At 51.7% G+C, this 18,070-nt stretch carries 12 protein-coding genes; 5 read left to right on the top strand and 7 right to left on the bottom strand.

Annotation, left to right across the window (positions count from 1 at the left end):
* Positions 1–104: 104 nt before the first annotated feature.
* Entirely contained in the window at positions 105–1,328 is a 1,224-nt protein-coding gene (sucC, locus tag DUE52_RS09615; protein ID WP_114405794.1) for an ADP-forming succinate--CoA ligase subunit beta, read from the bottom strand.
* A 165-nt stretch (positions 1,329–1,493) separates the two neighbouring features.
* Here sucC and DUE52_RS09610 point away from each other — a divergent pair, with 165 nt between their 5' ends.
* Positions 1,494–2,159, top strand: coding sequence for an ABC transporter ATP-binding protein (locus DUE52_RS09610; protein ID WP_114405793.1), 666 nt, complete (start codon positions 1,494–1,496; stop codon positions 2,157–2,159).
* A 300-nt stretch (positions 2,160–2,459) separates the two neighbouring features.
* On the opposite strand, the gene DUE52_RS09605 is transcribed toward DUE52_RS09610, so the two are convergent.
* Positions 2,460–3,161: a hypothetical protein gene (locus tag DUE52_RS09605; RefSeq protein WP_133299802.1), complete on the bottom strand. Its 702-nt coding sequence runs from the start codon at positions 3,159–3,161 to the stop codon at positions 2,460–2,462.
* 175 nt (positions 3,162–3,336) lie between these two features.
* Between DUE52_RS09605 and DUE52_RS09600 the strand changes: the two genes are divergently transcribed.
* Positions 3,337–4,398 carry a PA0069 family radical SAM protein gene (locus tag DUE52_RS09600; protein WP_114405791.1) on the top strand — a complete coding sequence of 354 codons (1,062 nt, stop codon included), beginning with the start codon at positions 3,337–3,339 and terminating at the stop codon, positions 4,396–4,398.
* 179 nt (positions 4,399–4,577) lie between these two features.
* On the opposite strand, the gene DUE52_RS09595 is transcribed toward DUE52_RS09600, so the two are convergent.
* Positions 4,578–5,918 carry a sigma-54-dependent transcriptional regulator gene (locus DUE52_RS09595; protein WP_114405790.1) on the bottom strand — a complete coding sequence of 447 codons (1,341 nt, stop codon included), beginning with the start codon at positions 5,916–5,918 and terminating at the stop codon, positions 4,578–4,580.
* Between the two features lie 36 nt (positions 5,919–5,954).
* On the bottom strand, positions 5,955–6,827 hold the full coding sequence (locus DUE52_RS09590; RefSeq protein ID WP_114405789.1) for an AraC family transcriptional regulator: 873 nt from the start codon (positions 6,825–6,827) through the stop codon (positions 5,955–5,957).
* Between the two features lie 299 nt (positions 6,828–7,126).
* Between DUE52_RS09590 and DUE52_RS09585 the strand changes: the two genes are divergently transcribed.
* Together DUE52_RS09585 and DUE52_RS09580 are read left to right on the top strand one after the other, a co-directional pair.
* A complete protein-coding gene (locus tag DUE52_RS09585; protein ID WP_114405788.1) occupies positions 7,127–8,245 on the top strand; it encodes a Gfo/Idh/MocA family protein in 1,119 nt (372 codons plus the stop codon).
* Between the two features lie 24 nt (positions 8,246–8,269).
* Complete coding sequence (locus DUE52_RS09580; protein WP_114405787.1) at positions 8,270–12,055, top strand: PVC-type heme-binding CxxCH protein; 3,786 nt, start codon at positions 8,270–8,272, stop codon at positions 12,053–12,055.
* A 60-nt stretch (positions 12,056–12,115) separates the two neighbouring features.
* Here the strand turns inward: DUE52_RS09580 and DUE52_RS09575 are convergent, their stop codons facing one another.
* The 3 genes from DUE52_RS09575 to DUE52_RS09565 all read right to left on the bottom strand — a co-directional run bounded on the left by DUE52_RS09575 (position 12,116) and on the right by DUE52_RS09565 (position 14,908).
* The gene (locus DUE52_RS09575; protein ID WP_114405786.1) at positions 12,116–13,402 is read right to left on the bottom strand and encodes a sensor histidine kinase; all 1,287 of its coding nucleotides are present in this window, start codon (positions 13,400–13,402) and stop codon (positions 12,116–12,118) included.
* 433 nt (positions 13,403–13,835) lie between these two features.
* Positions 13,836–14,285, bottom strand: a complete 450-nt coding sequence (locus DUE52_RS09570) for a hypothetical protein (RefSeq protein ID WP_114405785.1) — start codon at positions 14,283–14,285, stop codon at positions 13,836–13,838.
* 77 nt (positions 14,286–14,362) lie between these two features.
* Positions 14,363–14,908 carry an RNA methyltransferase gene (locus DUE52_RS09565; protein ID WP_114405784.1) on the bottom strand — a complete coding sequence of 182 codons (546 nt, stop codon included), beginning with the start codon at positions 14,906–14,908 and terminating at the stop codon, positions 14,363–14,365.
* Between the two features lie 204 nt (positions 14,909–15,112).
* On the opposite strand from DUE52_RS09565, the gene mutS reads away from it, so the two are divergent.
* On the top strand, positions 15,113–17,800 hold the full coding sequence (gene mutS, locus DUE52_RS09560; protein WP_114405783.1) for a DNA mismatch repair protein MutS: 2,688 nt from the start codon (positions 15,113–15,115) through the stop codon (positions 17,798–17,800).
* Positions 17,801–18,070 lie beyond the last annotated feature (270 nt).

The following is an 18,070-nucleotide window of genomic DNA, read 5'->3' as shown; positions in this document are numbered from 1 at the left end:
AAAGGTTATTTCGCTGAGTTAAGCGGAGAAAAAAAGAGGTAAGCAGAGAAAGTTATTCTTCTTCGCTTACCTCTTTTTTTCTCCGCTTAACTCAGCGAAATAACTTACTCACCCATATCTTCCAGCACCTGCTTCACCCGTGCAGCCGCATCTTTCAACTGAACGGCTGAGAATACTTTCAGGCCCGATTCGTCGATGATCCGCGCGCCTTCTTCCGCATTCGTACCTTGCAGACGAACGATGATCGGCACTTTAATGTCGCCGATGGCTTTGTAGGCTTCCACAACACCCGTCGCCACGCGGTCGCAACGAACGATACCGCCGAAGATGTTGATCAGAATCGCTTTGACGTTCGGGTCTTTCAGGATGATCCGGAAACCGGCTTCCACCGTCTTGGCATTGGCTCCCCCCCCCACATCGAGGAAGTTGGCCGGTTCGCCACCCGACAGTTTGATGATGTCCATCGTAGCCATTGCCAGACCGGCTCCGTTGACCATACAGCCGACGTTTCCATCCAGTTTGACGTAGTTCAAGTCATTGGCCGTGGCTTCCACTTCCAGTGGGTCTTCTTCCGTAATGTCGCGGAGGTGGATCAGATCGGGGTGACGATACAGCGCATTGTCATCCAGATTGACTTTCGCATCGACGGCCAGAATTTTGTTGTCCGACGTTTTCAAAACCGGGTTGATTTCAAACATGGACGAATCCGTCTCGGCATACGCTTTGTAGAGCGATCCGATGAATTTTACCATTTCTTTGAAGGCTTCACCCTGCAAACCCAGCGCGAAAGCGATGTTCCGGATCTGGAAAGGTTGCAACCCGATGGCCGGATCGACCCATTCCTTGAAGATTTTTTCGGGCGTATGTTCCGCTACCTCCTCAATGTCCATACCGCCTTCGGTGCTGGCCATAATGACGTTGCAGGCCTTTGCCCGGTCGAGCAGAATACCGATGTAATATTCTTTCGGTTCAGAAGCGCCCGGGTAGTAAACGTCCTGTGCAACCAGCACTTTGTTTACTTTTTTACCTTCAGGGCCGGTTTGGTGCGTAATCAGGACGTTACCGATCAGATTCTTCGAAATATCCCGAACATCGTCGACCGATTTGGCCAACTGGACTCCGCGTTGCTCTGAACCCCGGATTTTGCCTTTTCCGCGACCGCCGGCATGGATCTGAGATTTGATCACTACAAACTTGGAACCGGTTTGCGCCATGATCAGCTTGGCGGCTTCAACGGCCTTTTCGGGTGATTCGGCTACGATCCCTTCCTGAACACGGACACCGTAGTTTTTTAATATCTCTTTACCCTGGTACTCGTGAATGTTCATATTGAGCGAAACAAGGAATGGTGAAAAAAAAGCTATTTTCGCGGTAAACTTAACAAATTAATCTGTTATAGTTCTGAGTTTCGGGTCGTGAGTTTCAATTTACATGTGATATGAACTTCGTTGCGCTACACCAGAAACGGTAAATCTGACATCAATCATTCTCTTATGGAACCGCTTCTGAAAGCAGTTGACCTGACTCGTTCCCACGGCGATTTGCCCGTTTTGAAAGGAATTAATTTAAGTATTCAAGCCGGCGAAATCGTCTCGATCGTTGGCGCTTCCGGAGCCGGAAAAAGTACGCTCCTCCACATCCTGGGTACGCTCGACCGGCCTGATTCCGGCCAGGTAACGCTGGCTGAAAAGAATGTTTTTAGCCTGAATGAAAAAGAAATGGCCCGGTTTCGGAACGAACGGATCGGTTTTGTGTTTCAGTTTCACAACCTGCTGGCCGAATTTTCGGCCCTGGAAAATGTTTGTTTGCCGGGCTATATTGCTGGGCATGAGGACAAAAAGGTGAGGGCGCGCGCCGAAGAATTATTAAATATTCTGGGAGTGAGTGACCGGAAGCACCATTTGCCGTCTCAATTATCAGGAGGGGAGCAACAACGGACGGCGGTGGCCCGGGCGCTGATCAACAACCCTGCTATTATTTTTGCCGACGAACCCAGTGGTAACCTCGATTCGCACAATGCCGAGGAACTGCACAAGCTCTTTTTTCGGCTGCGGGATGAGTTGGGACAGACATTCGTGATTGTAACGCACAACGATTTGCTGGCCAACATGGCCGACCGAAGGCTTACAATTCGCGATGGCTCCATAGTGGCTGACTAATAATGAGTATTAGTACTTATTTTTAATACTAATTGTCGGTTTTTGCAAGTTGTTTAATAAGTTGATTGTGAGCGCGTAATGTGGGATAAATTGATCATGTAAAATTTTTTTAACCTTTTTGGATTTTATATTATAACTAATAGTATATATTTGCATCGAAAAGAAAAGTTTTTCATAACGTTGAGTAAATCAGAAAGCCATGAGGGAAATCCCGCATGGCTTTTTTGTTTCCGGTAAGTGATTTTACTTACCCTCCAATGGCTTCGAATTTCTAGGAATCCTGATCCCCGCCTGTAGTAGTTACCGCTTAAATTCCTTTAATCGCTGTAAAATGGCGAAGGTCAATTCGTACTCGCTGGATTGCAGGACGAACATATCGTCGAAGCGGCAGAAATCCTTAAATTTTGTGAGTTCATCCCCCACCAGATCGGTAGCCCGGCCGGCCACCAAATCGAAGCGGTACGACGCCAGTTTGTGCCGACGGTCTTCCTGCATCAGCACCAGCGCTTTGCGATCCGATTTGGCCCGCTTGCTGAAGGCTTCGTAGAGAAGCGTAATCACCGAACCGGAAGCCACCCGGTCCAGCACCTGTTCTCCCGATACCCCGCGTTTGGCTTCCGGCTCCGCGAGCAGGATTTCGAGTTCCCGCTTGAGTTCGGCTTCCTGCTTGCCCCGTACGGTTACCTCCGCCAGTTCGATGACGTTATCCGCCAGTTGCCGCTTGATTCGCATGATGGGCTGTTGCGTGGTTCCGTCCCACAGGAAAGCCATCCGCCCGTGGGTTGGGCTGGTGATAACCACCGAATCACCCGGTTTTACCTGGAGGTAGTAATTGCCAATCTGGTTGGTGCGTCCGACAGCCAGTGAACGTTTGTTGATGACACTGGCGTTGGTCACACCCCGGCCGGTTTCCTGGTCCAGCACTTTGCCAATGATGTACTTCGGCGTTTGGGCCAGCGACGCAACAGAGATAAAAAGGAAGAAGAATAATAAAAGTCTCATAATCGACGGCAAGTTCGATATAATCAAAAAGGTAGGCAAAGTAAGAGGGTTATTTAAGAAAAATTAACAGGCGAAGGCGTACAAATTCTCAGCCTGGAAAATAATTTATATTTTAGTTGTGTTGTATATATTTTACTTATATTATTACGGACAGAACTGCTGACGACTCAAGGATATGAAAAACGACTATTTAAAAGGGCGCGGAGCCCAGTTCAATGCGCCAAATCGCTTTCAGGCCTTGCGGATAGAACCCGATGACGAGCAAAATGTTCCCGACGATGATTTCCCGGAACCAACCATTCGAACGCAGTTTTATGAGGAAAACCCCAAACAGATTGTCAGTCGGCCCAATAGCCCGGACATCGGCTTTATCGCTTCCGTAAACCCATACATGGGCTGTGAACACGGCTGCATTTACTGCTATGCCCGCAACTCACACGAGTTTTGGGGCTTTTCGGCGGGGCTTGATTTCGAGAGCAAGATCATGGTCAAAAAAAACGCACCGGCCTTGCTGGAAAAGGAGTTCCTGTCGAAAAATTACCAGCCGGAAGTCATTCATTTGTCTGGTAATACGGATTGCTACCAGCCCGCTGAACGTCGGTTTCAATTGACCCGCCGGATTCTGGAATTGTGTCTGATCTACCGGAATCCGGTCAGCATCATCACGAAAAACGCGCTCATTTTGCGGGATAAAGACCTGTTGCAGCAGTTGGCGGCTCACAACCTCGTGATGGTTCTGATCACCATTACAACCCTGGATGATAAGCTTCGGATGTTGATGGAACCCCGGACGGTTCCGGCCAATCGGCGGTTGCAGGTCGTGGCTGAACTCACGAAAGCCGGCATTCCGGTGGGTGTCATGACGGCGCCGATTATTCCCGGACTGACCGATCAGGAGATCCCAAAACTGATCGAAGCGGCTGCCCGGCACGGAGCATCGTGTGCAGGCTATACCATTGTGCGCCTGAATGGGGCTATCGGGCCTTTGTTTGAAGACTGGATTCGCAAAAATTACCCGGATCGGGCCGACAAAGTGCTGAATCAGATCCGTGAGTGTCACGGCGGTCAGTTGAACGATTCACGGTTTGGAACCCGGATGTCGGGCGAGGGCAAGTTTGCCGAACAGATCCGGCAGTTTCACGACATTGCGCTCCAGAAATACATGCCTAACCATGCCTTCCCGAAACTGGACACGACCCGTTTTCTGCGGAAAAAACAACTGAATTTGTTTGGTTAAAGCGATTGTACGCCTGCTTTTCGTCAGTTTTTGCAAAATAAAAAACCGTCTTCCGAAAGCTTACGTACGTATGGCATAACTTTTTAATAAATCAACGTTGTGAGTTACATTCAAGCTGGAACCGGTCGCAAGGGCGAGCCGGTCAATTTGTTCTTCACATCTGAAATGGGACCAAACTCTTAACTAATCTGGTATTCTGCTATTTTTCGGTACAACGTGGTAAGACCGATGTTGAGAAGCCGGGCGGCTTCGGTTTTGTTGCCGTTCGTATGGTGGAGAACATGCCGGATGTGATTTTCTTCCACCTGAGCCAGATCAAAAACCGGTCCGGTGGGCGTAAATTTCCCGGCATAGAGCAGATCGTAGGGCAGAAGCTCGGGGGTTAATTCCGGTCCATCGGCGAGGATAACCGCCCGCTCAATCACATTTTTTAGCTCCCGAATGTTTCCCTTCCAATCGTGTTGCTGCAACTTTTGCTGAAAATCCGGCCGGAGTAATACGTCACGTTTTCCGATTTTTAACGCACTTTGCCGGGCGAATTGCTCCGCCAAAGCCGGGATGTCGTCGCGTCGGTCGCGCAGCGAAGGCAACTCGATCCGGAAAACCGACAACCGGTAATAGAGATCCAGTCGAAATTGCCCGGCAGTGGCTTCCCGTTCAAGATCGCGGTTGGTGGCAGCCACAACGCGCACATCCACTTTCGTCGGTTTGGTGTCGCCGACCCGGATAAACTCGTGCATTTCCAGCACCCGGAGCAGTTTGGCCTGCAGATCGAGGGCCATTTCGCCGATTTCGTCCAGAAAAATAGTTCCTTTACTGGCCTCCTCGAACAATCCTTTTTTGTCCCGGACTGCCCCTGTAAACGCTCCGGCACGGTGGCCAAAGAGTTCACTTTCCAGAATTTCTTTCCCCAGCGCACTGCAATTGACCGCTACAAACGCGCCCGACCGCCGGGGACTGGCCTGATGAATCGCCTGCGCAAACACTTCTTTTCCCGTTCCGGTTTCGCCGGTCAGCAGCACGGTTGTATCGGTTACCGCTACTTTTCGGGCCAGGTCAACGGCCTGTTTAATGGGTTTCGATTCGCCGATAATGCTCTCAAAACCATAGCGTTTGCTGACTTTTTCTTCCAGTTGCCGAATCCGGAACTGCAACTGGGCTTTTTCGATGGCCCGGCTGACGAGCGGAATGATTCGATCATTGTCATCCCCTTTGGTAATATAATCGAAAGCTCCGTTTTTAATGGCGGTAACGCCATCGGCAATGGTGCCGAATGCGGTCAGAACAATGATTTCGGTGGCGGGATACTGTTGTCGGATCTGGGCTGTGAGGTCGATACCGTTTTTGTCGGGCAGCTTCACGTCGCTGATCACCAGATGAATGTCTTCCTGTTCCAGCACCCGAAGGCCATTGCGGGCGTTGTTGGCTTCCAGAACATGATATCCTTCAAGGCTGAGGAGTCGGGCCAGAAGTTGGCGAAGTCGGTCTTCGTCGTCGATAATGAGAATAGTGCCTTGCATGGGGCAAAGATAGCAAAACAAGGCTGTTGGACGTTGTTAGACCGCCCGAACGGTGCGGACATATTCCGACGGTGTCTGCCCGGTAATGCCTTTGAACTGGCGGTTGAAGTTGGAAAGGGTGCGGTAACCACTTTCGTAACTAACTTGCGTGACCGTCAATTTGCCTTCCATCAGCAGTTTACAGGAGTGGCCAATGCGGATTTCCGATACAAATTCTGAAAACGTTTTGTTGGCTCGGGCTTTAAAATAGCGGCAGAAAGCCGGAGGGGTCATCCCCGCCAGATCGGCCACGGAATCCAGGCTGATGTCGTCATGAAAATGGCCCAGCACATAATTATGCACCTGTTGCATCCGGTCGGTCTCCGACGGTTTTACGGTGTTGGTATACCCCAGGCTGGTAATATACCGGTAGTCGACGGCGTGGGAGAGTTCATCGAGCAGGCTGAGCAGGGTCATCACACGGTTGAAATTGACCGGTTGGCTGGCTAGTATCTGCAGGGCCTCCTGCACCCGTTTCAGGGTCGGACCGGTCCATTCCAGACCCCGGCGGGCGTGTTCGAGCAACTGCTGGATGAGGCTCATTTCCGGTTTATCGAAGAAGTGATCACCCAGAAAGTCCTCCGGAAAATAGACAACAATGCCCCGGGTTACCAGACCTGAATCGCGCTGAAAAAACGCGTGATCGCTGCGCCAGAGATGCGGTAAATTTGGCCCCAGAAAAACCAGATCACCCTCCGAAAAGGGCTTGATCGAGTCGCCAATAAACCGGGTTCCGGTTCCTTCCACCACCAGAAACAACTGGTAGTGCGGGTGAAAATGCCAGTTGGGGTCGAAGTGTGGTTCAACAAGCTCCTTCACAATGAAGGAAGATGCAACGGGTTCCAGGTCTTTTCGCAGGGCAATTCGCATAAGTTTACTCTCTTTTGCTGTCTTTCACAAATTTATCAAACTTTTTTAGTTAAAATACAATCGGTATTTGGCAAGAAAAGCCGAGAAGAATCATAAATTGTTGCTTACTTTTGTAGTAATTGATTGAGAATAAATAGGAATAAGCCGGAATCAATGGATTTATTCATCCCAAAATTTTGCAACAAGCAACCCAAATTATTAATTAATTTCATCACTCCACGGCTGCCACTTGTTAAAATTGGTTGCAGACCGGTTCTAAATCCAAAAGAGAGACGGGTCGGAAAATCCGTTCTACCAGTATGAAAATCAATATTGCCATCGTCGGACTGGGCTTCGGAGCCGAGTTCATCCCCATTTATCAGCGTCACCCGCATACGAACATGTATGCCATTTGCCAGCGCAATACAGAAAAACTCAATGAAATCGGTGATGCCTTCGGCATTGAAAAACGCTACAGCAACATCGACGACCTGCTGGCCGATCCGAATGTGGACGCCGTTCACATCAATTCGCCGATTCACAACCACGCCGAACAGACCTTGAAAGCCCTGCGCGCCGGAAAACACGTGGCCTGCACGGTTCCGATGGCAACTTCGGTGGAAGAGTGCATGGAAATTGTGAAAACCTGCAACGAAACCGGCAAAAAATACATGATGATGGAAACGGTGGTGTATAGCCGTGAGTTTCTGTTTGTCAAGGAGTTATATGAAAAAGGGGAGTTGGGGAAAATCCAGTTTCTGAAAGCCAGTCACCAGCAGGACATGGACGGCTGGCCCGGCTACTGGCCCGGTTTGCCACCCATGCACTACGCTACCCACTGCGTTGGCCCGGTGGCCGGTTTGCTGCAATTGGAAGCCGAATATGTCTCTTGCTTTGGTTCCGGAACGATCCGGGAAGAACTGATTCCGCATTACAACTCTCCGTTTGCGGTTGAATCGGCTCACATCAAGTTCAAAGACAGTGACTTATCGGCGTACGTCTACCGGTCTTTGTTCGATACCGCCCGCCAATACCGCGAAAGTTTTGAAGTCTACGGCTCGCTGAAATCGTTCGAATGGCCACTGATCGAAGGCGAAGATCCGGTTATTCATACCGCCAAAAAGCCCGAGCCCGAGATTCCGGAACGGGTGAAAGTGCCGGATTTTGCGCACTATCTGCCCGCTGAAATTCAGTCATTCACGACCCAGGGGGTTTATAACGAGGAAGATAACGCCCACTTGTCCTTCATTCAGGGCAGTGGTCACGGCGGTTCACACCCGCACATGGTGCACGAGTTTGTGTCGGCCATTGTCGAAAACCGCGACCCGTTCCCCAATGCGGTGCAATCGGCCAACTGGACGAGCGTGGGCATTCTGGCGCACGACTCGGCGATGGAAGGCGGCAAGCTGAAGAATTTGCCGGATTTTGGGAGTTTATAATACCACGCGTTAAAACAACCCACTATGAAAAACTTTAATATATTTCTGACCCTGGGTCTGGTGGTTCTGCTAACCGATTGCGCACGTCGGCAACCGGCCAGCAGTCCACGCGACATGGGCGGACGCCCCGGCGTTTCGGCCACGAATCCCGACCAGCCCCGGCGGACGGAAATTCTGTTTCTGGGCGATAACGGCCACCACCGCCCGTCGGAACGTGTGCCGGAACTGATGGCTGCGTTGGGGGATAAAGGCATTAACCTGACCTACACCGATCGGCTGGAAGACATCAATGCCGAGAACCTGGCGAAATACGACGGTTTGTTGATTTATGCCAACTGGGATAGCATTCCGCAGCCCCAGGAAAAGGCACTGATCGATTTTGTGGCGGGTGGTAAAGGCCTGATTCCGATCCACTGCGCTTCGTATTGTTTCCGGAATTCGCCGGAATACGTCAAAATGGTGGGCGGGCAATTCTGGCGTCACCGCATGGATACGATTCAGACCTTGACCGTTCAGCCCGGCCACCCGGCCATCATGGGCCTGAAACCGTTCAAAGCCTACGACGAAACGTATCTGCACGAAAAACTTCAGGCCGACAACAATGTGCTGGCGGTACGCGATATCAAAGCGGATCAGGAAAAAGACCGGCCCGGTCAGAAAACCGAACCCTACACCTGGACGCGCAACTACGGCAAAGGCCGGGTTTTCTACACGGCTTACGGTCACGATCAACGGACGTGGAATGTCCCCGGTTTTCAGGATTTGATCGAGCAGGGCATTCTCTGGGCGGTGGGCGACAAGGTGAAAAAGTTGCACGACGATCTGAAACCGCAGCCCTTCCAGTATGTTGAGGCTAATTTGCCGAACTACGAAAAACGCTCGGGGCCGCAGATGCGCCAGTTGCCGCTTTCGCCCGAAGAATCGATGAAACACATTCAGGTGCCGGTCGATTTTACACTGGAACAGTTTGCCCACGAACCCGACGTGATGCACCCGATTGCGATGGCGTGGGATGAGCGCGGACGGCTTTTTGTGCTGATTACCAAGGATTATCCGAACGAGCGGAAAGACACGGGAGGAACCGATTACATCCTCATTTGCGAAGATACCAACAAAGACGGCAAGGCGGATAAGTTTACCAAGTTTGCCGACGGCCTGAGTATTCCGACCGGTTTGGCGTTCGTCAACGGGGGCATTATGGTGTCGCAGGCACCGCACATGCTGTTTTTGAAAGATACCAACGGCGACGACAAGGCCGACGAGAAAAAGATTCTGTTTACCGGTTTCGGGACGGGTGACACCCACGCCGGTCCGTCTAACCTGCACGTTGGTTTCGACAACTGGGTCTGGGGCTGCATTGGTTATTCCGGTTTTGTGGGTAAAGTGGGAGCGGATAGTCTCAAATTTTCACAGGGTTTTTTCCGCTTCAAACCCGATGGCTCGAAACTGGAATTCGTGACGAGCACCTCCAACAACACCTGGGGATTGGCTTTCAACGAAACCGGCGATGTGTTTGGCTCAACGGCCAACAATTCCCACGGCTGGTACATGGCGATTCCGCACCGGTATTTCCCCGGCGGAATTGGTAGTGGCAGTCGCGGCACCGATACGCACAAGGACATGAAACCGATTACGGAAAAAGTGCGGCAGGTCGATGTGTTTGGAGGCTTTACGGCGGCTGCCGGGCACAATTTCTACACGGCCCGCGCCTTCCCGAAAAGCTACTGGAATAAGGTGGCCTTTGTGTCGGAGCCAACCGGTCACATTCTGCACCAGAACATCATGGTGAAAAAAGGGACCGACTTTGACGACAGCGAAGGGCTGGGTTTCAACCTGCTGGCCGGCGCTGATGAGTGGGTCGCCCCGGTTTTTGCCGAGGTGGGTCCCGACGGCGCAGTTTGGGTCGTCGATTGGTACAGCTACATCATTCAGCACAACCCAACGCCGAAAGGTGCCCAGAATGGGCCGGGAAATGCGTACCAGACGGATTTGCGCGATTTTACCCATGGTCGGATTTACCGGGTTGCCTACAAGAAAGCTCCGGCTTATACGCCTTTGTCGCTGAGCAAGGATCGTCCGGCGGAACTGGTGGCGGCTTTGAAAAATAACAACATGTTCTGGCGTCAGACGGCGCAGCGGTTGCTGGTGGAGAGAGGGCAGAAGGATGTCGTTCCGCAACTGCTGGGTCTGGTGAAAGACCAGACACTGGACGAAATCGGGATCAACCCGTCGGCCATCCACGCCCTGTGGACGTTGCAGGGGTTGGGAGCGCTGGACGGTTCGGATGCGAATGCGCTGCAAACCGCCACGGCGGCTTTGAAACATGCCTGTGCCGGAGTTCGAAAAACCGCCGTTCAGGTGCTGCCCCGCAACGAAGCATCGGCTAGTGCGTTGCTGCAAGCCAATGCGTTGAATGACAAAGAGCCGCTGGTGGTTTTGAATACACTGCTGGCTTTTTCGGAAATGCCGTTGACACCAGCCGTAGAAACCGCCGTTCTGACCCGCCTGAACGACGCCAAAGAAGTAAACGATCGCTGGTTGCCGGATGCTTTTGCCTGCGCGTTGACGAGCCACGACGGGAAGCTGATGCAGACTTTTCTGAAGCAAATGGTGCAGAACAGCAAGTCGGGGTCAAAAGCACCGGAGTCGATGAGCGGCCACCACGACCACGCGGCCATGACGGCCCAAACCACCGCGCAGCCTGCTCCCACAATGGCTTCTTCGAGTGATAAACCGGATCTGGTGATTACGAAAGTGCGCACCGAACCGGCTTCTCCCTATGTACGCGAATCGACCCGCATTTTTGTCGAAGTGACCAACCGGGGCGGTGTCGCCATACCGGAAGGAACGCCAATTCCGCTGGCGATTCGGATTGAAGGACAGGGCCGGAAAACGGAGTATGTCAGCCAGAAACACACGGCGGGAATTAAACCGGGCGAAACCGTGGTCATTCAGGAGGGAAACAACGGTCCCTGGAATACCAACTTTACGGTTTCGTTTGAGACGGCCGGAGACTATTCGGTGGTGGCTACCGTGGATGGGAACAATGTCCTGGCCGAAGGAAATGAAAACAACAATGGATTTACGCATAAACTGACCTATCGTCCACCACAGAGCATGAGTGCGTTTGTGTTGGAACGGGCGATTCGGAACTACACCTCGGCAGCACCGGCAGATGCGGTTGTTGGGTTGCTCCGGCTGTCGCAACAACTGGATGCTGCAGGCAGTACCGCCATTGTAAAAGGTATTTCCGATGGGTGGGGATTCCGGCGGAAAGCGACGCTGAAAGAGGCTGACAAATCGTTTGTTGCCAGCCTGGTCACTACGATTCCGAGTGAGAACCGGGAGCGGATGAATCGGGTGTTGCAGGCCTGGGGAGTATCGGCCGAACCTGCCGTCGATCCGAATGTCGAAACCGTTCGCATCAAGCCGATCAAGGAAGCGTTGCAGTTTGACAAAAAGGAGTTTACGGTCACGGCGGGCAAACAGGTCGAAATCATTTTCGAGAACACCGACGCCATGCAACACAACATTGTGGTCGGCAAACCGAAGTCGCTGGAAATCATTGGCGCGGCTGCTGATAAGCTGATTACGGCGAAAGATGGTGCAGAACGGAATTATGTGCCATCTATCCCGCAGGTGGTGGCATCGTCGCCCCTCGTCAATCCCGAGCAGACCTACCGGTTGAAGTTCACGGCTCCGGCCCAACCCGGCGATTATCCGTTCGTGTGTACCTTCCCCGGTCACTGGCGGATCATGAACGGAATCATGCGGGTAAAAACCGCTCCGGCTGAAAAAGCGGCTAAATAAAGGGAGTTAAGAGTTAAGAGTTGGCTGACGCAAGAACAAGAAGAATGCGTCAGCCAACTCTTAACTTTTAACTCTTAACTCTTTTTGGCTTCGGATGGGTTGAACGGTTGGTTGGGGAATCCGGATGCTGAATGTGCTTCCCTGACCGGGGGCGCTGCTGACGCTTAATTTCCAGCGGTGGGCTTTCACGATCTTCTGTACGTAGCTTAAGCCTAGGCCGAACCCTTTGACGCTGTGGGTATTGGCACCCGGTGCGCGGTAATACGCGTTGAAAATGTGGGGCTGGTGTTCGGGCGCAATACCAATGCCATTGTCCTGAACAAAAAGAACAAACTGGCCATTTTCATTGCGGGTGATCAACTGGATGAACGGATTGGCGGGTGTGTATTTAACCGCGTTATCGACTAAATTCCCCAGTACATTGGTCAGGTGCAAACGATCGGCCTGAACGATCGGGTAATGCGCTTCCAGTTCCAGATGCAGGTAATCGCCGTGCCGTTCTGCCAGGTGGAACAGTAGTTCGTGCATGTCGATGGGAACCGGGTTCAGTTTGAAGGCTCCCTTGTTGTCGGAGCGGGCCACTGTCAAAACCGTCTCGACCTGCTGCTGGAGCCGCAGGGTTTCTTCCTGCACCATCCGCACATACTTCAGCATCCGCTCGGGCTGTTCAATGATCTTGGGAGACGACAGTACATCGGCGGCAATTTTGATCGACGAAATGGGCGTTTGAAGCTCGTGCGTCATGTTGTTGATGAATTCGCGCTGGTCATCCGTCTGGTTTTTCTGCGTGAGCATCCGGTAGAACAGGTAGATGAAGAAGCAGGTGAGCAGCAGAACGATCAGAGACGCCAGGATCCAGTTGTCCAGTTGCTGGGTCAGGTATTGAACCTGGTTGGGAAAACGGACGACAAAATAATAGGGCGATGACGCCGAGGGCGTATTTTTGCCGGTGGCTACAGACGGTTGATCCTGTTGCCGGGACGAGTTTTCGTAGATAATCTGTCCGGCATTGTTGTCATAGACACCATATTCGAACGTAGTCAGAATCTGGTGAATTTCCAGTTCAGCACCCAAATAGAAGTCCAGTTTCTTCGGATCGATTGGTGCATCCAGATTAACCAGATAATACGACGGAGACAAAGTAACGACCTGAACCCCAACGGGTACGCCGGTTTCAGGGCGGGCCACGCGCCGGGCCACTTCGCTCAACGCTTTGGTAACGGTTTGCAGAAACTGCCGTTCTCGCAATTCATACGCCTTCCTGACCCAATAAACCTGCGTCGACACAATGCCAACAATCGACAGGATGGAGAGAACAATCAGAATACGGGTAGTCAGTCGTGACATGTGTTATGTCATGTTAGGTGGACTTGATAGACTATACTCCGTTTAGACGAACGAATCTTTTGAAAGTCAGCTATTCAAGGATTTTTTTACGAAAAACTTACACGTGTTAAGAGTCTGGTCTGGCGTTTGAGCAGGTGATGCTCTGTTAATGGAGGTTAACGTAGTAGGATAGAGGGTAACAATAATAGGTATTTATCAGACGTTAGATACAGGGTACTTATGATGCTAAGTAATTGAACAATAAGGAATAATTCAAATTTATGACAATAAAAAGTTGTAATTAACGTATGTTGAAAAGTGAACCCGTAGCAATACGTATTCAATATTTTCTGTAAGTGTCAGATTAAAAGGGAATTAGGGGAAAATAAAAAAAGCGTAGAGCAACCGCCCTACGCAAAAATAGTTTACCAGATAGCGGGGCAACTCCCTCGTTTCAGGATTCGGATGGGCTGGTTTCGGGTGCCGGTTTTGGCGCAGGGGTCTTCCGGGTGGCGGGTGTGGTCCGGGTTGCTGTCGGTTTGGTGGCTGGTGCCGGTTTAGGTTTGGCTGGTGCTTTGGGAGTGGCTGCCGCTTTGGGTGCCGGTGTTTCTTTTTCGGGTGCAGATGCCTTCGCTTGACCGTTGTCAGCCGCCTTTACGGTGGTTTTTTTGAGCTTTTTGGCGACTTTCTTGCCTTTCTGATCGGCTTTTTTCTTGGCCTTCGCCAGTTGCTTTTTCTTCTTCTCTTCTTCTTTCTTAAAGAGCTTGCTGACCCGGTCGGCTAGTTTTTCGGCGGCTTTTTCGATGGCTTTCTTTACTTTTTTCGACTGTTCGCCTACTTCGGTCAGTTTGGTTTCAATCGAACTTGCAATTTCAGTTGCCAGCGATTTTTTTTTGGTCTTCATATGGGAATGTTGTTAAGGTATACTGCGGTAAATAAAAAAATCTACAAACAACTACGAAAGAAACAGGAAAAACAAAATCAGTGTGTTAAGTTTTTGTTAAGTTTTGTCAGAAAATCCCAGCAAACGATGCCCGCAGTGACGGCGATGTTGAGCGAGTGTTTAGTGCCATATTGGGGTATTTCCAGCACCAGGTCGGCTTTCTCAATAATACTGGAATTGACACCCGCAACCTCATTACCAAACACAAATGCAAACTTTTTGTTAGCCAGTGGCTCGAAATCCTGCAAACCGACGCTGCCCTCGGCCTGCTCGATGGCTGCGATGGTCCAGCCTTCCTGCTTCAACCGATCAATTAATGCAACTACATCCTGAACATGCTCCCAATCGACCGATTCGGTGGCGCCGAGGGCCGTCTTGGTGATGTCGCGGTGGGGTGGCGTACCGGTGATGCCGCAAAGGTAGATTTTCTCCGCCCGAAAGGCGTCGGCTGTGCGAAACACCGACCCGACGTTGTTAAGGCTCCGGACATTGTCTAAAATCAAAACGTACGGGTATTTGTCAGCGGTTTTAAAGTCTTCGACGGTTAGGCGATTGAGTTCGTCGAGACTGACTTTTCTGGGCATTGGACTGGGGTTTTAACCGGGTGTGTGGACAGATGGTTGAAGACCGAAGAACGGTGTTCATGTCGTTGCCGGATGACGGGCCGAAATTTATATTCTTTTCCGGAAAGGACAAACAAATGCGCCTTTATCGACAACAAGCCGGTTGTGAAGACCGCCCTCTCCCTAAAATTTCGTATTTTTGTTTAAATTAAGCATCCGGAATTTGTGAAAAGTACCAGCACGAAGCTTGTCAAGAAACCGACCGAAACCCCCCTAAACCGGCAATACAACCAGATTAAAGTCAAATACCCCGGTGCCATCCTGCTTTTTCGCGTGGGGGATTTTTACGAAACCTTCGGCGAAGACGCCATCAAAGCCAGCCGGATTTTGGGCATTACGCTGACCAAACGGAACAACGGCGGTGCCAACGAAGACCTGGCCGGTTTTCCGCATCATTCGCTTGATACCTACCTGCCCAAGCTGGTTCGGGCGGGCGAGCGTGTGGCCATCTGCGACCAGCTCGAAGACCCGGCGATGGCGAAAGGCATCGTCAAACGCGGGGTAACGGAACTGGTAACGCCCGGCGTTTCCTTTAACGATAACGTGCTGGATACGCGCCGGAACAACTACCTGGCTGCGGTTCATTTCGCCAAAGGATCGGGTGCCGACGCCCAGTTTGGCGTGGCGTTTCTGGACATTTCGACCGGGGAATTCCTTACGTCGCAGGGCAATGCGGCTTATGCCGATAAACTCCTGCAAAGTTTTAATCCGTCCGAAATCCTGTTTTGTAAAAAATACCGCAAGGATTTTGTCGAACAGTTTGGCGATAAATTCAATACGTATACACTGGACGATTGGGCGTTTACCTACGACTTCGCCTATCCCTTGCTGACCCAGCATTTTCAAACGTCTTCCCTGAAAGGCTTTGGCGTCGAAGGGCTGACCGACGGCATTGTGGCGGCTGGGGTCATTCTGCATTACCTGAATGAAACCGAGCACAAAGACATCGACCACATTGCCCGGCTGACGCGGCTCGAAGAAGATAAGTATGTCTGGCTCGACCGGTTTACGATTCGGAATCTGGAGCTGGTGGCGTCGCAGCAGGATGGCGGAATTCCGCTGATTCAGATTCTGGATCAGACCGTTACGCCGATGGGCGCGCGGCTGCTGCGGAAGTGGCTGTTGTTGCCGTTGAAAGACAAACCGCTGATTGAAGAGCGGCTCAATACCGTCGAACTCCTCAAAACCGGCCACGGCGATGCTACTCAGGGGGCCGATGGCCCGAGCCTGCGGGAGTCGCTGGAACTGCACCTGAAGCAAATTGGCGATCTGGAACGACTGATTTCCAAAGTGGCCGTCCGGCGGATTTCGCCCCGCGAAATGGTGCAGTTGAAACGTTCGCTGTCGCACATTTTGCCCATCAAAGAATTGCTGATCACGGCACTGGCGCAACAGCCGATGACGTCGTCGATTAAAAAATACGCCGATCAACTCAATGCATGTACGTTTCTGGTCGATAAGATTGAAGCGGAATTGCGGGATGAAGCGCCGGTGCTGAGCAACCAGGGCGGCATGATCAAAAGTGGCGTCAATGCTGACCTGGACAGTTTGCACGCCATTGCGTTTTCCGGGAAAGATTACCTCGTGCAGTTGCAAAACCGGGAGGTGCAGCGCACCGGTATTTCGTCGCTAAAAGTGGCTTATAACAAGGTGTTTGGCTATTACCTGGAAGTGTCGAACGCCCACAAATCCCGGGTTCCGGCGGAGTGGATTCGGAAGCAGACGCTGGTGAATGCTGAACGCTACATTACCCCGGAACTGAAGGAATACGAAGACAAAATCCTGAATGCCGAAGACCAGATTTTCAGCATCGAACAGCGGATGTTCAATGATCTGGTGCTGGCGGCCGGCGAATATGTCAACCACATTCAGCAGAACGCCCGGGTCATTTCGGTGCTGGATGTGCTGGCGTCGTTTGCCCGCATCGCCGAGAAAAACCGCTATACCAAACCGACGATCACCAATTCGAAGGTTTTGCAGATTAAAGACGGACGGCATCCGGTGATCGAGCAGCAACTACCGCCCGGCGAACCGTATGTGCCGAACGACCTGTATCTGGACGACGAAACCCAGCAGATCATCATCATCACCGGCCCCAACATGGCCGGGAAATCGGCGCTCCTGCGCCAAACCGCTCTGATTGTGCTGATGGCGCAGACGGGCAGTTTCGTGCCGGCATCGGAAGCGGAGATCGGTATTGTCGACAAGATTTTTACGCGCGTTGGGGCTTCCGACAACCTGTCGCGGGGCGAGTCGACCTTCATGGTCGAGATGACCGAAACCGCCAGCATTCTGAACAACCTCAGCGAACGGAGTCTGGTGATCATGGACGAAATCGGGCGGGGAACCAGTACCTACGACGGTGTTTCCATCGCCTGGTCGATTGCCGAATACCTGCACAACCACCCGACCTACCGCGCTAAAACGCTGTTTGCCACCCACTACCATGAACTGAATGAACTGGCGACGGATTTACCCCGCATCAAGAACTTCAACGTGGCCGTCAAGGAAATGGGCAACAAAGTCATTTTCCTGCGGAAGCTGAAGGAAGGAGGGAGCGAACACAGCTTCGGGATTCACGTGGCGCAAATGGCCGGGATGCCGACGGGCATTGTCAGCCGGGCCGGCGAAATTCTGCAACAGTTGGAAAGCCAGCGGGAAGGTTCGGGCGATACCAAACGCGAAGCATTGCGGGACCTTCCCCGGGCGAGTGACATCACGCTCAAGATTTTCGAAGCCGGTGATCCCAAAGCCGAAGCCGTGAAGGAAAAACTGCGTAAACTGGATATCAATACGTTGACGCCGATCGAGGCCCTGCTGAAACTGAACGAGTTGTTGAAGATGATTGAATAAAACCGACCAAGTGCCAGCGGCACGACATGTTTGTAGTAAGAATAGTCACCATGTGTTTTAAGCGTGCCTTCATACCTTTGTTCGACACCCTCTTTGATTACCATTAACCGAATTATCTTTGGTAGTCACTCGGCTAAGCGGTGGGGGATGGATAAAAACAGCAGTGCCTTAGGTGCCTGACACCGTTACCTATGTGTGTTCCCATCCCCCTGCTTTAACCCACACCGGACAGTTTGTTAGGCCTCGAGCCTGTGTGCATGATGATGGTGC

This window comes from Larkinella punicea (genome assembly GCF_003334855.1).
Classification (GTDB): Bacteria; Bacteroidota; Bacteroidia; order Cytophagales; family Spirosomataceae; genus Larkinella; species Larkinella punicea.
The sequence above is the reverse complement of the archived record's forward strand: the minus strand, read 5'-3'. Positions and strand labels throughout refer to the sequence as shown.

Excerpts from the sequence above, each read along its gene's own strand:
- sucC (WP_114405794.1), bottom strand. The coding sequence starts at position 1,328 with ATGAACATTCACGAGTACCAGGGTAAAGAGATATTAAAAAACTACGGT.
- DUE52_RS09610 (WP_114405793.1), top strand. The coding sequence starts at position 1,494 with ATGGAACCGCTTCTGAAAGCAGTTGACCTGACTCGTTCCCACGGCGAT.
- DUE52_RS09605 (WP_133299802.1), bottom strand. The coding sequence starts at position 3,161 with ATGAGACTTTTATTATTCTTCTTCCTTTTTATCTCTGTTGCGTCGCTG.
- DUE52_RS09600 (WP_114405791.1), top strand. The coding sequence starts at position 3,337 with ATGAAAAACGACTATTTAAAAGGGCGCGGAGCCCAGTTCAATGCGCCA.
- DUE52_RS09595 (WP_114405790.1), bottom strand. The coding sequence starts at position 5,918 with ATGCAAGGCACTATTCTCATTATCGACGACGAAGACCGACTTCGCCAA.
- DUE52_RS09590 (WP_114405789.1), bottom strand. The coding sequence starts at position 6,827 with ATGCGAATTGCCCTGCGAAAAGACCTGGAACCCGTTGCATCTTCCTTC.
- DUE52_RS09585 (WP_114405788.1), top strand. The coding sequence starts at position 7,127 with ATGAAAATCAATATTGCCATCGTCGGACTGGGCTTCGGAGCCGAGTTC.
- DUE52_RS09580 (WP_114405787.1), top strand. The coding sequence starts at position 8,270 with ATGAAAAACTTTAATATATTTCTGACCCTGGGTCTGGTGGTTCTGCTA.
- DUE52_RS09575 (WP_114405786.1), bottom strand. The coding sequence starts at position 13,402 with ATGTCACGACTGACTACCCGTATTCTGATTGTTCTCTCCATCCTGTCG.
- DUE52_RS09570 (WP_114405785.1), bottom strand. The coding sequence starts at position 14,285 with ATGAAGACCAAAAAAAAATCGCTGGCAACTGAAATTGCAAGTTCGATT.
- DUE52_RS09565 (WP_114405784.1), bottom strand. The coding sequence starts at position 14,908 with ATGCCCAGAAAAGTCAGTCTCGACGAACTCAATCGCCTAACCGTCGAA.